This is a genomic window from Erythrobacter sp. Dej080120_24 (genome assembly GCF_036322605.1).
Taxonomy (GTDB): Bacteria; Pseudomonadota; Alphaproteobacteria; order Sphingomonadales; family Sphingomonadaceae; genus Erythrobacter; species Erythrobacter aurantius.
In genome coordinates, this window is record NZ_AP027262.1 from 947,099 (window position 1) to 961,468 (window position 14,370).

Sequence of the window (14,370 nt, forward strand, 5' to 3'; positions counted from 1 at the left end):
AAGGGGGATACTTCGCACTCTTTATTCGCTTTGCGAACATGCATGTGATTGGCGTAGGTATGGCATTCGTGTCCGCTATCCAGCCGCTGAGACGAAAGAGGTAGCCATGGCTTTCAATTCGCGACCCTTGCGGGATATCACGCAGGATGACATCGACACCTACCGGCGCGATGGCGTGGTGTGCCTGCGCAAGGTCTTCGACCGGGACTGGATCGACATGCTCGAGCCGATAGCGCGCAGCGTGATCATCGAGAAGCAGGACGTCGGCCTGCTGCCGAGCATCCCGGGGCGCTACATGGCGCGCTGCATTCCCGAATACCGCCGTTTCGTGTTCGAATCCCCGCTCGCCGAAGCCGCCGGGCGGGTGATGGAATCGCAGGAAATCCGGTTCTTCTTCGACGAATTCTTCGCCAAGCCGCCGCAGTCGGATGCCAAGACGCTGTGGCATTGCGACCGCATGGGCTGGCCGGTCACCGGCGTGATGGTCCCGTCGCTGTGGATCCCGCTGACGCCGATCGTGAAGGAGAACTGTCTCGAGGTGCTCGCCGGGACCCAGCACGACGACGTGCCCTACTGGCTGTTCAGCCCCAATGCGCGCAAGATGATCAAGCCCGAAGACCGGGTCCCGCATCCCGAGATCGAAAGCCGCCGGGGCGAGCCGGGCCTGCGGTTCCTGACCTGGGAAATGGACCCTGGCGACATGCTGATCGTGCACCCCTGGGTGCTCCATTATTCGGGCGGAAACCCCACAGATGACTGGAGAATCGCGATTTCCGAGCGAGTCTTCGGCGACGACATTCGCTGGGCCCCGCGCCCTGATTGCGTCAACCTTGCCGGAGTGAGCTTCGACGAGATGCTCGATGGGGAGAAGCCCGAAGGCCCGCTGTTCCCGCTGCTGTGGTCGCAGGACGGGCGCTCGGACGACGACAGCCAGTTCCCCCGTGGCTTTGCGACGACCTGGCCCAAGCGCGCCATGGGCGGGGTCAACGAATATGACACGTTCAAGGTGCTCAAGGACGCAGAAGATCGCCAGAAGGCGCTCAAGACTGTCTGAGATGCGCCAGAGCATGCCCTGCCGCCTGCGCCCTTGCGCTGCCCCGAGATGGAGAATGGGTCATGCAGGCTAGCGCCGTGTCCGAGCCTGCGCCGGTGCTGCAAACCGGCAAGGTGTCGCCCTACGCCTGGTTCGTGCTCGGGGTCCTGTGCCTCGGTTCGATCGTGTCCTACATCGATCGCCAGATCATCAACCTGCTGGTCGAGCCGATCAAGCTCGACCTCGGCATCAACGACACGCAGATCGGCCTGCTGCAGGGTTTCTCCTTCGTCCTGTTCTACGCCATCCTCGCGCTGCCGCTGGCGCGGCTTGCCGACAGCAGCAACCGGGTGCGGGTGATCATGTACGGGGTGCTGTGCTGGTCCTTCGCCACCTTCTTCTGCGGGCTCGCCGCGTCCTTTGCCGTTTTGTTCATTGCGCGAATGTTGGTGGGCGTCGGCGAAGCCACGCTCACGCCATCGGCCTATTCGATCATCCCCGACTACTTCCCGAAGGACCGGGCGGCGATGGCGATCAGCATCTTCGCCGGATCGACCTTCATCGGGTCGGGCGTGGCCTACATCATCGGCGGCCGGATCATCGGCTATCTCGAATCGGTCGGGAGCATCTCCTTGCCGCTGGTCGGCCTGCTTGCGCCGTGGCAGCTGACCTTCATCTTCGTTGCGATCCCCGGCCTCTTGGTGTTCCTGCTGATGCTGGCGGTGCGCGAACCCGCGCGGATCGACGCGGGGGTCGGGCAGGACGATGCGCGGATCGCGGCGGTGGTCGGCCACCTCAAGACCAATCCGCGGCTGTTCACCGGGCTGTTCTTCGGCCTAACCCTGCTCGCCGCCGGGACCTTCGCGGTGAACAGCTGGGCCCCGACCTTCTTCATCCGGGTGTACGGCTGGAGCCCCGGCGAAGTCGGCGCGGTGTTCGGCACGCTGGTAGTCGTCGCGAGTGCCGGGGGGGTCTTTGCCGGCGGCGCGATTGCCAGCGCGCTGATGCGGCGCGGCGTGGCGAGTGCCAACATGCTGGTGCCGATGGTTGCGGCCGGCCTCGCGATCCCGCTGTCCATCGCCTTTCCGCTGATGCCCAGCGCGACCAGCTCGCTGATGGTGCTCGCGCCGATGCTGTTCCTTTCGGCGGTTCCGTTCGGCTGCGGTTCCGCGGTCCTGCCGCTCGTCTCGCCCAACCGGATGCGCGCGCAGATGGTCGCGCTCTACCTACTGGTGGCCAATCTGGTCGGCTTCACGCTGGGCCCGACCTCGATCGGCGTCCTGACCGATTTCGTCTACCGTAGTCCCGATCTGATCGGCTGGGCGCTGGCGACGTCGCCGCCGCTGTTCTATCTCATCGGCCTCGGGCTGATCGGCTGGGCGATCCCGCCCTATCGCGAACTGATCGAGAGCCGGGCTTGACCGGGTTGTTGCGGCGCCGGGCGCACGCCTAGCGCAGCAGGTCGAATGCGCTGCCGATTGCCCGCTCCTCGGCCCGCTGCCACAGGTAATGGGCGGCGGCGAGGTCCTGCGCGGCGATCCCCAGCGACTTGTAGATGGTGATGTCGCGCTCGCTCTGGCGGCCTGCGACGTTGCCACCGGCAACTTCGCCGATCTCGCCGCGGATGTGATCCTGTCCGACCTTGCCGCGTTCGATCGCGCCCAGCAGTTCGCCCGCGGCGGCCATGGCCGCTGCGCGCAGGTCGACGAAGAAGCGTCCGCGGGCAACCGCCGCGTCATCGACCTCGGCGCTCGTGGGGATCGCCGCACCGACGAGGTTGAGATGCTGGCCTTCGGCGAGGTCCGCACCGCACAGCACCGGGGTGGCCGAGGCGGTCGCGGTGCAGATCACGTCCGCTCCCGCAACCGCTGCCGCGCTGGTGGCGGCGGCATCAACTGGCAGGCCATGCTCGTCCTCGAGCGACCGGGCGAAGGCCTGGGCAGCGGCAGCGTTCCGCCCCCAGACCGCTATTCGCGCGATCGGCCGGACCGCGCGCATCGCCGCGACATGGCGCCGGGCCTGTTCGCCCGTGCCGATGACCGCCAGCCTTGTCGCGTCCTTGCGCGCGAGGAGGTCGGTCGCCAGCCCGCTGGCGGCGGCAGTCCTGATGCCGGTAAGCGCCGATCCCTCGACCATCGCCAGCGGCACGCCCTCCACGCTGTCGAACAGCATGACCATGCCGACATGCGTGCCCAGCGGATCGCCTGCAGCGCGCGGATATTTGCACACCAGCTTGATCCCGAAGCACGCCGGATCGTCGATCGTGCCGGGCATCATCGCCATCTTGCCGTTGCTGCCGGCGATCGGCATGTATTGCCGCGGGTTCTGCGTCGTGCGCCCCTGCGAGGTCGCGATCATGGCCGCGCGCATCAGTTCGATGCATTCGGCCATGCCGAGGTTCGCCTCGACCTCGCTGCGCGAAATCAGTCGCATGCGCCGCTGTTATTCGGGCCTGGCCGGGCGGGGTGCGACAAAGCGCATCTTGTCCTGCACATCAGCAACATTGTCGGGCCGGTTGAACGGCGCGGGCATGGCCTCGCCCGGCTGGCGCACGCGGCCGATCGCATGGAACCAGTCCTCCAGGCCCGGCGGCATGAACACCCAGAACAGCTTCATGTCGCAGTCGCCGGTATTCTCGACGAGATGCCGGGCATAGCGCCCGAACAGCAGGGTCGTGCCCGGTTCGAGATCGTAGCATTCGTCCTCGATCTCGGCGCGGCCATGGCCTTCGTAGATGAAGATCAGCTCGTGGTTCTGCTGGTGGCCATGCTCGCGCACCGAACACCCGGGCGGGAGGACCTGGATGCCCGAGGAGAAATGGTCATAGGGCATGTCCTCAGGGGTCAGCTTGACCGTCACATGCCCGCGCGAGGGCAGCGGCTGCCAGTAGGATCGGCCTTCCTCGGGGCCGATCACCTTCGACCAGCGGTTGAAGAACGGGGCGTCAGTGTCGCTCATATTACCTCCGCTTCGATGTCAGCCAGAGCCTCGGCGAGAAGTGTGTCATATTCCGCGCGCACCGTCACAGGCGCGAAATGATTGCCGGTCGCCAGCACCATGAGTTTCGCGCCGGGGATCCGTTCGGCCAGTTCCTCGGACAGCGGCAGCGGCGTGATCTGGTCGTCGCGCGCGCAGATCACCCGGCAAGGTGCAGTTATGCTGCCGACGCGGTCGCGCAGGTCGTGGCCGGTGACTGCGTCCATGCGTTCGATCTCGATCTCCACCCCGGCAAAGGCCTTGAGCCGTTCGGCGATGCCCGCCATCGCGGTCTCGATATTTGCGGCCATCCACCAGCCGGGATTGCCGAGCAGATTGCCCTGCAGCATGTAGGCTTCGGCTCCGCATTCTCGCAGCACCTGCTTGCGCAGGTCGAACAGCCGCTGGAAATAGGGTGTCGGGCCGGCCCAGCTGGCCGACAGCACTAGGCCCTTGACCCGTTCGGGCGCATGGACCGCGATGTGCTGTGCGATCGCCCCGCCGAGCGAATGGCCGATGACGATCGGACGGTCGATCTCCAGCCGGTCGAGCAGCGCCAGCGCATCATTCGCCAGCACTTCGACCGTGGTGCAGACGTCGGAAGGCAGGCTGTCGCCGGCCTTGCGGTGATCGAACGACACGGTCGCGTAGCGCGCGCCGAAAAGGCGCATCTGCGGCTTCCAGAAATCGGCGCGTCCGCCGAGCCCGACGAGGAACAGCAGTGGCGGTCCTGCGCCCTCACGCACGACGTGCAGCCCGGTCTCCCCGATCATGATGGTTTCTTCGTGCATGGCCTTCCATTACCGGTTTGCGCGCGCGGACGGATCGCACCTCGCGCATGAGAGTTCAACCGTTAGAAGGGCATCGCGCGAGAAGGGCGGGGGCTCGCCCGAAAATTCATCTGCCGAAGAAAGATCGGCTAGTTCGGCAGCGGGCCTGCGCTATTTGCCATGGCTCGGCCAGCCGCAACGGCAATTCGGTTGCAACCGCGCAGCACGCGCGAAACGGGAAGAAAGCCAGCGATGGATTACGCAGACTATGTCATTGTCGGGGCCGGCTCGGCCGGCTGCGCGCTCGCGGCAAGGTTGAGCGAGGACCCGCGCAACACGGTGCTGCTGCTCGAAGCGGGCGGGCGCGATCTTGATCCGGCGATCCACATCCCCGCCGGTGTGGTCCGGCTGATCGGCAATCCCGGCTACGACTGGAGCTACCTTGCCGAACCCGATTCCTCGCGCGGGGGCAAGGTCGAACTGTGGCCCGCGGGCAAGGTCGTCGGCGGGTCGTCGTCGATCAACGGGATGCTGTGGGTGCGCGGGGCGCGCGGCGATTACGACAAATGGGCCGCGATGAGCAATCCGGGCTGGGCCTATGACGACCTGCTGCCGTTATTCCAACGGATGGAGGACTCCGCCTTCACCGCGAGCGACCGCGGGACGGGCGGGCCGATCGCGGTCAACCGCCTGCGTTCGCGCCATCGCCTCGCCGAGGCTTTCGAGCAGTCGGCGACCGCGGCGGGCCTCGCGGCCAATCCCGACTACAATTCCGGCTCGCAGCTGGGCGTGTCGCCGCCGCAGGTCACCCAGCGCAACGGCGCACGCTGGAGCGCGGCGCGCGGCTATCTGGGGCAGGCGAAGGGGCGCAAGAACTTCGCGCTGATCACCCGGGCCGAGGTCGAGAAGATCGTGGTCGAGGATGGGCGCGCGGTCTCGGTCCGCTATCGCCGCCACGGCACGCTGCACAGCGCCAGCGCCCGGCGCGAGATCATCCTGTGCGCCGGCGCGCTGACCACGCCCAAGCTGCTGATGCTTTCGGGCATGGGTCCGGCCGCGCACCTCAGGCAGATGGGGATCGAGGTGCTGGCCGATGCGCGCGGGGTCGGCGCGAACCTGATGGAGCACCCCAATGCGAACATGAGCTGGGACGTGCGCGAGCGGACCTACAATGTCGAGATCAACGGGCCGCGGATCGCGCTGCACCTGCTGCGCTGGCTAACCACGCGGCGCGGTCCGGCGACCAGCCCCTATCCGCACACGGTCGCCTTTTTCGAGACCGAGACGGGGCTTTCAGCCCCTGATATCCAGCTGATGTTCGGGCCCTTCGCCTTTGCCTTCTCGCCTGAAGGCGTGGTCCCCTATCGCAAGCCCGCGGTCACGGTGGTGGCCGCGCTCAATCACCCCAAGGCGCGCGGTTCCATCAGACTGTCGGCGCCCGATCCGGCTGCCAAGCCGGTGGTCGATCACGCGCTGCTGAGCGAGCCCGAGGATGTCGCGCGGCTGACCGCGGCCTGCAAGTTCGTGCGCACGATCTTCGAACAGCGCCCGATTGCCGAGGATATCGTGCGCGAACGCCTGCCCGGGCCCGAGGTTCAGGATGACGCGGCGTGGGATGCCTATCTGCGCGAGGCGACCTTCCTCGGTTACCATCCGGCAGGGACCTGCGCGATGGGGCCGGAAGGGGTGGTCGACAGCGAACTCAGGGTGCGCGGGGTCGCTGGCCTGCGGGTCGCCGATGCCTCGATCATGCCAAGCACCATTTCGGGCAACACCAATGCCGCCGCGATCGTGATCGGCGAAAAGGCCGCCGAGCTGATCCGCGCAGGCGGCAGCACTCAGCCGGCGTGATCAAAAACCGGCAGGATAGCCCTGATCTCGTCGAGGATGGCGGGATCGTCGATCGTCGGGGGGACCTGAACCGGCTTGCCCGCCGCCAGCTGGCGCAGGGTCTTGCGCAGGATCTTGCCCGATCGGGTCTTGGGCAGGCGTTCGACCACGATCGAAATCTTGAACGCGGCGACCGGGCCGACCTGATCGCGCACCGCAGCGACGAGTTCGGCCTGCAGCGCGCCGTCGCGGTCGCCTCGTCCCTGCTTGAGCACCACCAGCCCGACCGGCACCTCGCCCTTGAGCGCATCAGGGACACCGATGACCGCGCATTCGGCGACATCGCCATGGCCGGCGAGGACTTCCTCCATCTCGCCGGTTGAGAGCCGGTGCCCGGCGACATTGATCACGTCGTCGGTCCGCCCCATCACCCAAACATAGCCGTCCTCGTCGATCTGGCCGCCGTCGCCGGTGTCGTAATACCCCGGGAAATTCGCCAGATAGGCGGCGTGGTAGCCTTCCTCATTGTGCCACAGCGTCGGCGCACATCCGGGCGGCAGCGGCAGTCTGATCGCCACCGCTCCGGTGGTCCCAGGCGGCAGCGGCTGGCCGGTTTCGTCGAGGATCCGGACATCGTAGCCCGGCACCGGACGCGCCGCGCTGCCGGGTTTGGCGGGCAATTGTTCGATCCCCAGGCAGTTGGCGGCGATCGGCCAGCCGGTCTCGGTCTGCCACCAGTGATCGATCACCGGAACCTTGAGCATGTCGGCCGACCAGGCGACCGTGTCCGGGTCGGCGCGTTCGCCGGCGAGGAACAGCGCCTTCAGGCTGGAAGTGTCGAACTGCTCCAGCAGAGCGCCCGCAGCATCCTCGCGCTTGATCGCGCGGATCGCGGTTGGCGCAGTGAACAGCGTCTTCACGCGGTGCCGATCAACCACGCGCCAGAAGGTTGCCGCGTCGGGCGTGCCGACCGGCTTGCCTTCGAACAGAACGGTGGTCGCTCCCACCAGCAGCGGCGCGTAGACGATATAACTGTGGCCCACCACCCAGCCGATATCGGAGGCGGCCCAGAACACCTCGCCCGGCCCGGTGTCATAGATATGCGACATCGACCAGGCGAGCGCGACCGCGTGCCCGCCGGTATCGCGCACCACGCCCTTGGGCTTGCCGGTGGTGCCCGAGGTGTAGAGGATATAGGCGGGATCGGTCGCGGCGACCCGAACGCAGGCATGCGGCTGAGCGTCCACCAGCGCGGCCTCCCAGTCGAGATCGCGCCCTTCGATCACGCTCGCCTGTGCCATCGGACGCTGCAGGACCACGCAGCGGGCAGGCTTGTGGCTGGCGAGTTCGAGCGCGCGGTCGACCAGCGGCTTGTATTCGACCACCCGCCCGGGCTCGAGCCCGCAGGATGCGGTCAGCAGCAGGCTGGGTTTGGCATCGTCGATCCTGATCGCCAGCTCGCGCGCGGCGAAGCCGCCGAACACCACCGAATGGATCGCGCCGATCCGCGCGCAGGCGAGCATCGCCATCACCGCTTCGGGCACCATCGGCATGTAGATGATGACCCGGTCGCCGGCACCGACACCCTGCCGCACGAGCATGCCCGCGACCCGCGCGGTCGCATCGGTCAGCTCGGCATAGCTGTAGCGGCGGATCTCGCCGGTCATCGCGCTGTCGTAGATCAGCGCATCCTGCTCGGCGCGGGTGGCCAGGTGGCGATCGAGCGCATTGTGGCAGGTGTTGAGCATCCCGCCTTCGAACCAGCGCCCCAACGCGCCAGTGGCGGGGTTGAAAATAGTCTGCGGTTCGCTGGACCAGTCGATCGCGGCGGCCGCTTGCTGCCAGTAGGCGGCCGGGTCGCCGCGCCAGCGTCGATACTCCGCTTCGTAACTCACCAGCGCCTTATCCCATGTCTGCGTAGCGGACGAGGAAGGCGCTCGCCCCGATGGTTTCGACCATCGCGGCATTGTCATGCATGCGGTCCGCCACCGAAGCCAGCGCGCCGGTGGTGTTGAGCGTCGCCAGCATCGCCTGCGCGGACAGGATCATGGTCGAGATGATCACACCCGAGAACAGCCCGATCGAGAAGCCGTTCTCGGCCAGTTCGGCAAGGCTGCTGGCGGGGGAAGCGCTGCCCTTGAACATGTTGTGGACCAGCGGCAGTTCGCTGCCAAAACGGTTGCCGACTTCGGCGAACTGCTCGCTGGTGGTTATGCCTTCGATGAACAGTAGGTCGCAGCCGGCCGCGACATAGCGTTCGGCGCGCCTGAGCGCTTCGTCGAAACCGACGCTGACGGCGGCATCGGTGCGCGCGCTGATCAGGCATTCGTCGGTCAGCCTGGCGTCCTGCGCGGCCTTGATCTTGCCGACCATCGCCTCGGCCGAGATCAGCGGGCGCGAGGTCAGCGCATGGGCGGGCTTGGTTTCGGCCTGATCCTCAATCTGCACCGCCGCGGCCCCGGCCCGGCTGAGCGAGCGGACCAGCCGCCCGACATGCGCGACGCCGCCCATCCCGCCGTCTGCGTCGACCACCAGCGGTGTGGATACCCGATCGGTGATGCGCGCGGTCGCATCGACCAGTTCGGTCGACGACACCAGCCCGATATCGGGTCGGCCAAGCCCGCTGTAGGACAGCGCGGAGCCCGAAAGGAACATGCCCTTGAAGCCTGCCTCTTCGGCGAGGAGGGCGGACAGCGCATCGAACACGCCGGGGCAGGCAATCGGCGGGCTGACCGCCAGACGATCGGAAAAACTGGTCATAGATCCAACCTATTTGGCCCTCGTTCGACTGGCGATATGCGGCGGATGAATATTCGCAGGTCGAATAAACTTGCCGGTTCGATGCGCTGCTGACACAAAAACCAACACACTCCATTTGTTCGCGATTCGAATATTGGACGCCTCACAGGGGAGGAGCAAGATGTCCGATCAGAAGGAAGATGTGCAATATGCACCTATCCGTTCGCTGGCCCGCGGACTAGAAGTGCTCCAGACGATCAATCGCGAAGGCTCGCTGACGCTGACGCGCATCTGCAGGATCACCGGGCTCCCCTATCCCACGGTGTTCCGCATCATGCAGACGCTGATCTCGGTCGGCTTTGTCGAGTGCGAGCCCGCCCGCAAGTGGTATCGCCCCACGCTCCTGGCCAAGACGCTGTCTTCGGGCTTTCCCGAGGAATCGCGGCTGGTGGCGGTGTCGCGCCCCTATATCGTCGAACTGACCGAAAAGTTCGCCTGGCCGATCTCGATCACCACCCGGGTCGGCAACATGATGATGGTGCGCGATTCGACCCACAGCCTGACCTCGCTGACGCTGTCGAACTATGCTCCCGGATATACCCTGCCGCTGGCCGAATGTTCGACCGGCAAGGCCTATCTCGCCTTCTGTTCTGAAGAGGAGCGGCGCAGCATCCGCAAGGGTTTCGGCCTGCTCGAAAACCCCACCGACCGAATCGGCGCAATGCTGATGGACAGCGAGAGCCTGTTCGAGGAGATCCGCGCCAACGGCTATGCCATCCAGGCGCGCAATGCCTATACCAGCAATCCCGGCAAGACCTCCTCGATCGCGGTTCCGATCGTTGCCGACGGCACCGTCTTCGGCGCGATGGCGATCATCTTCTTCACTGTCGGGGTGAAGATGGAAAAGGCGGTCGAAGCCTTCGTCGGCGATCTCAAGCAGAGCGCGGACCGGATCGCCGCGGACATGGTCGCCTAGATCACCGCGCAGACCGTCTTGGTCTCGAGATAGTTCGCGATCGCCTGGTGCCCGCTGTCGCGGCCCCAGCCCGACTGCTTCATGCCACCGATCGGGAGCGACGCGTCGAACATCAGATGGGTGTTTATCCAGATCGTTCCGGCCTCGATCGCGGCGGCGGCGCGGTGCGCGCGCGAAAGCGACGACGTCCACACCCCCGCGGCGAGGCCATAGTCGCTGTCGTTGGACAGCGCGACCACCTCGTCGAACTCGTCGAAGGGGGTGGCGACCAGCACCGGGCCGAAGATTTCCTCGCGCACCACCGCCATGTCGGGCGTGACCCCGGTCAGCACCGTCGGGTTGAAGAAGGCCGAGCCCTGGTGGCGCTCCCCGCCGGTTACCGCCTCGGCGCCGCCCGCTATCCCCGCGCGGACGTAATCGGCCACCCGCGCGGCATGGGTGCGGCTGATCAGCGGGCCGATCTGAGTGGCGCTGTCGAGACCGTGGCCCAGCTTGAGGCCCCGGGCATAGTTGGCAATCCCTTCGACCACCCGGTCGTAGACGCTACGTTCGGCATAGAGCCGCGATCCGGCGACGCACACCTGCCCGCCGTTGAAGAAGATCGAATTGGCCGCGCCCGCAATCGCGGCATCGATATCGGCATCCCCGAAGATGATCACCGGCGACTTGCCGCCCAGTTCGAGCGAAACCCGCTTGAGGTTCGAGCGCGCCGCCGCCTCAACGATGCTGCGGCCGGTGCGGGTCGATCCGGTGAAGGTGATCTTGTCGACTCCGGGGTGCTCGGCCAGCGCCGCGCCCGCTTCGCTGCCAAGTCCGGTGACGACATTGAGCACGCCTGAAGGCAGGCCCGCCGCGCGCGCGATCTCGGCCAGCCGCAGCGCGGTGAGCGAGGTGTCCTCGGCGGGCTTGAGCACGACCGAGCACCCGGCAGCGAGCGCCGGGGCCAGCTTCATCGCGGTCAGCACCAGCGGCGAGTTCCACGGCACGATCGCACCGACCACCCCGATCGGTTCGCGCAGCGTGTAGGCGAACACTTCCTTGCCGGGCGGCTGGTAATCGATCCCGGTCGGGATCTGGGTCCCTTCGAGCTTGGAAACCGCGCCGGCAAAATAGCGGAACTGGGCAATGGCGCCGGGGATCTCGGCCCATCTGCCGACATAGAGCGGCTTGCCCTGGTCGAGCGTCTCGAGCTCGGCGAGCGCGTCGATCTCGGCCTCCATCAGCTCGGCGATGCGATGGAGCACCGCCGCGCGCGCCGCGGGGGTAGCCTTGCGCCACGCGCCGTCGCGGAACGCCGAGCGTGCCGCCATCACGGCTTCATCCACATCGGCCGCCGCACCGCGCGGCACGTGGCCGAGGATTTCGCCCGAGGCCGGGTCGATACTGGCAAGGGTCTCCCCGCTCGCTGCTTCGCGCCAGTCGGCGCCGATCAGCATCCGGTGGTTCCCGCGTGCGAGGAATTCCTGCGCGGCGGCGGTCGAGGGGCGATGGGTTGCGGCGTTCATCGGTGTCACGCTCCTGGTGTTGCCGCAGCGCGCTGCTTCCAGCCGCCGAGCGCATGCCAGGCGGCGGCGCGGCCGTGGTCTTCTTTTTCGCCTTCGTCGGCGGTGGCGGTGAAGATGCTGCGGTCGACCACTGCCTTGACGTGGTCCTCGAACAGTTCCTCTGGCGCAAACCCGGCCTCGCGCATCATCCCCGGAAGGTCGAGCGAGTGGACGGTGCTCCAGAAGGGTTCGTTGTTGTTGAACGAATCCCAGTCGCGGATGAACTGCTCATAGACCGGCATGGTCGGCTTGAACGGCGGCTGTTCCAGATGCAGCATCAATCCGTCGGGGGCGAGCACCCGGTATCCTTCGGCAAGGATGCGCGGCAGCGCGGTGCGGCTTGTCTCGTGCAGGAACATCGTGGTCTGGACCCAGTCGAAACTGCCGTCGTCCCAGCGCGACAGGTCTTCGCCATTGGCCTGGATGAAGCGGATATTATGCGCGCCCAACTCCTTCGCCCGGGCATGGCCATAGCGCAGCACCGGCGCGGCGGTATCGATCGCGATGATCTCGGTATCGGGATAGGCCAGCGCCAGCGGCACGATATTGTGGCCGATCGTGGTTCCGATCTCGAGCACCCTGCGCGGTTTCCACTCGGGCCGGGTGCGCTTGATCCAGGCGACGATCGCCTGCCCTGCGCCATCGGACAGCGCCCCGATGCCGCCGGCGGTGGTGGCGAAGATCCCGCTGTCGTAATTGGCCCCGGCGGAGAAATCGCCGGGGCATTCCTCGCCGTGATAGCTGCCCGGCATGCAATGGATATCGACCGCGTCCTGGTAGCGCGGCGTGGCGATCGCCGAATCGAGCGCAAGCGAAGGCGCGCCGTCATTGTGCGCTGCGATCCGCGCGGCCAGTTCGGCGTGCTGGCGCAGCACGATCGCGCGGCCGTTCTGCTGGCGAATTTCCATCGAATTGCGACGCAGCGCCGACCACGCGCGGTGGAACGGGTCGGCGTTCATTGCCCTGCGCACCTCGTGGCGATTGGCCGGCTCGCGCCCGTGTTCCTTGACGAACTTCGGCAGCACCCGATTCTCGTAGCTCAGGGCATTGCCCGGTCCCAGCGTCTGGGCCATGAAGCGATTGAAGTTCGACAGGAAATTGTAGCGTGCGGCCTCGTCATGCAGCGGGCGCGGGAAAACGCCGTGCTGGTTGACTTCTGTATAGGGCGGAGCAGGAGCATTATTGTCCATCGTTCTACTCTAGGCTGTTATGGCTTTGTCGTCATGCACCGGTTCGACCGCGGGAAGCGGCGGATATCTGCCCATGAACAGCAGGATCACGCCCCCGATGAAAAAGAGCACCATGGCGACCTGCAGGACCGGATCGTAGGAACCGGTGCGATCCCTGACTTCGCCATAGAGCAGCGGCGAGATCGACGCGAAGATGCCGAAGGGCATGTAGAGCAGGCCGTAGATGCGCCCGTATTCGCGCATCCCGAAATAGCGCGCGGCCATGAAGGCGATGATGTCGGATTCGGCTCCCGCAGCAAAGCCGAGGCAGAAGCCGGCGATGAGTATCGCGGTCGCGCCGGTGCCGTCGCTGATCAGTATCAGGCACGAGAGCACCGGCAACAGCAGCACCGGAAAGGCGATGCCCGGCGCCCAGAAACGGTCGAACAGCAGTCCGACGAGGATCCGTCCGGCGAATATTCCCAGCGCCACGACCGACAGGACATCGGCCGCGAAGCTGCGGTCGAAGCCCTTGAGCGTGATGATCTGGATGATGTGGATATGCGCCCCGCCATAGGCCAGCGCGACGAGACAGACCGAAGCATAGAGGATGTAGAAGCGCGGCGAGCGCAGCGCTTCGGCCCGGGTCAGTCCTGATCTGACCGTGCTGGTTCCATCGGCGCTCACGGGAAGCTCGTGCGGTTTCGGTTCGCGGAAGAACAGGAAGGTCAGCGGCAGCGCGACCAGCAATGGCAGCAGGGCGACCGCGGGAAAGACGCTGCGCCAGCTGCTGCGCTCGAGCACGTAGTCGCCGATCTGCGGAACCACCAGCGCGGCAAGGCTGGTCCCGAGCAGCAGTATGCCCAGCGCAAGGCCGCGATTGGCCTCGAACCACATGCTGATCGCGCGGCTCCAGGATACCGGGGTGGAGCCGATCCCGACTGCGCCGATCACCGCGCACAGCAGGAAATAGGCGGGCAGGTATTTCGGCACGAAGAACATCGCGGCAAAGGCCACGCCGAACAGCGCGAGCGAAGCCAGCGCCACCGGCTTGACCCCGTGCCGGTCGACCAGCGCCCCGATGACCGGGGCCAGCAGGGCGCCGACGATGCCATAGATCGTGATCCCGATGCTGATCTCGGCAAAGCTCCAGCCGAGGTCCTCGTTCATCGGGCCGATGACGATCGGCAGCACGTTGAACGGGATCGGCGAGGCTCCGCAGGCCACCCCGATGGTCGCGGCCGCGAGGGGTTTCCAGCCAAGCCGGAATTCGGATGCCATGTCAGCGTGTCTCCTTTGCTTCACCTGATGGAGATTGCCGCCGCGAAAGTGC

General features: G+C 66.4%; 12 protein-coding genes. 4 read left to right on the top strand and 8 right to left on the bottom strand.

Annotation, left to right across the window (positions count from 1 at the left end; genetic code table 11):
- The first annotated feature begins 106 nt into the window (after positions 1-106).
- On the top strand, positions 107-1,054 hold the full coding sequence (locus AABA34_RS04645) for a phytanoyl-CoA dioxygenase family protein (protein WP_338304103.1): 948 nt from the start codon (positions 107-109) through the stop codon (positions 1,052-1,054).
- Positions 1,055-1,116: 62 nt separating this feature from the next.
- Positions 1,117-2,454 (top strand): MFS transporter, encoded by a 1,338-nt coding sequence (locus AABA34_RS04650; RefSeq protein ID WP_338304104.1) that lies wholly within the window; start codon positions 1,117-1,119, stop codon positions 2,452-2,454.
- A 28-nt stretch (positions 2,455-2,482) separates the two neighbouring features.
- Here AABA34_RS04650 and AABA34_RS04655 read toward each other — a convergent pair whose 3' ends face one another.
- From AABA34_RS04655 to AABA34_RS04665, 3 genes are read right to left on the bottom strand one after another with little or no spacing between them, the layout of a single operon-like run.
- On the bottom strand, positions 2,483-3,466 hold the full coding sequence (locus AABA34_RS04655; RefSeq protein ID WP_338304105.1) for an ornithine cyclodeaminase family protein: 984 nt from the start codon (positions 3,464-3,466) through the stop codon (positions 2,483-2,485).
- 9 nt (positions 3,467-3,475) lie between these two features.
- Entirely contained in the window at positions 3,476-3,991 is a 516-nt protein-coding gene (locus AABA34_RS04660) for a cupin domain-containing protein (RefSeq protein ID WP_338304106.1), read from the bottom strand.
- On the bottom strand, positions 3,988-4,800 hold the full coding sequence (locus AABA34_RS04665; RefSeq protein WP_338304107.1) for an alpha/beta fold hydrolase: 813 nt from the start codon (positions 4,798-4,800) through the stop codon (positions 3,988-3,990). The genes AABA34_RS04660 and AABA34_RS04665 overlap by 4 nt, the downstream gene beginning before the upstream one ends.
- A 231-nt stretch (positions 4,801-5,031) precedes the next feature.
- On the opposite strand from AABA34_RS04665, the gene AABA34_RS04670 reads away from it, so the two are divergent.
- Positions 5,032-6,630 carry a GMC family oxidoreductase gene (locus tag AABA34_RS04670; RefSeq protein ID WP_338304108.1) on the top strand — a complete coding sequence of 533 codons (1,599 nt, stop codon included), beginning with the start codon at positions 5,032-5,034 and terminating at the stop codon, positions 6,628-6,630.
- Here the strand turns inward: AABA34_RS04670 and AABA34_RS04675 are convergent.
- On the bottom strand, positions 6,618-8,504 hold the full coding sequence (locus AABA34_RS04675) for a propionyl-CoA synthetase (protein WP_338304109.1): 1,887 nt from the start codon (positions 8,502-8,504) through the stop codon (positions 6,618-6,620). The genes AABA34_RS04670 and AABA34_RS04675 overlap by 13 nt on opposite strands.
- Before the next feature lie 7 nt (positions 8,505-8,511).
- On the bottom strand, positions 8,512-9,369 hold the full coding sequence (locus tag AABA34_RS04680) for an isocitrate lyase/PEP mutase family protein (RefSeq protein ID WP_338304110.1): 858 nt from the start codon (positions 9,367-9,369) through the stop codon (positions 8,512-8,514).
- 160 nt (positions 9,370-9,529) lie between these two features.
- Between AABA34_RS04680 and AABA34_RS04685 the strand changes: the two genes are divergently transcribed.
- On the top strand, positions 9,530-10,324 hold the full coding sequence (locus AABA34_RS04685; protein WP_338304111.1) for a helix-turn-helix domain-containing protein: 795 nt from the start codon (positions 9,530-9,532) through the stop codon (positions 10,322-10,324).
- Here AABA34_RS04685 and AABA34_RS04690 read toward each other — a convergent pair.
- Genes AABA34_RS04690 through AABA34_RS04700 form a run of 3 tightly spaced genes read right to left on the bottom strand, consistent with a single transcriptional unit; the run spans position 10,321 to position 14,318 of the window.
- The gene (locus AABA34_RS04690) at positions 10,321-11,829 is read right to left on the bottom strand and encodes an aldehyde dehydrogenase family protein (RefSeq protein ID WP_338304112.1); all 1,509 of its coding nucleotides are present in this window, start codon (positions 11,827-11,829) and stop codon (positions 10,321-10,323) included. The genes AABA34_RS04685 and AABA34_RS04690 overlap by 4 nt on opposite strands.
- Before the next feature lie 5 nt (positions 11,830-11,834).
- A complete protein-coding gene (locus AABA34_RS04695; protein WP_338304113.1) occupies positions 11,835-13,058 on the bottom strand; it encodes a class I SAM-dependent methyltransferase in 1,224 nt (407 codons plus the stop codon).
- A gap of 9 nt (positions 13,059-13,067) precedes the next feature.
- A complete protein-coding gene (locus tag AABA34_RS04700) occupies positions 13,068-14,318 on the bottom strand; it encodes an MFS transporter (protein ID WP_338304114.1) in 1,251 nt (416 codons plus the stop codon).
- Positions 14,319-14,370: the final 52 nt, after the last annotated feature.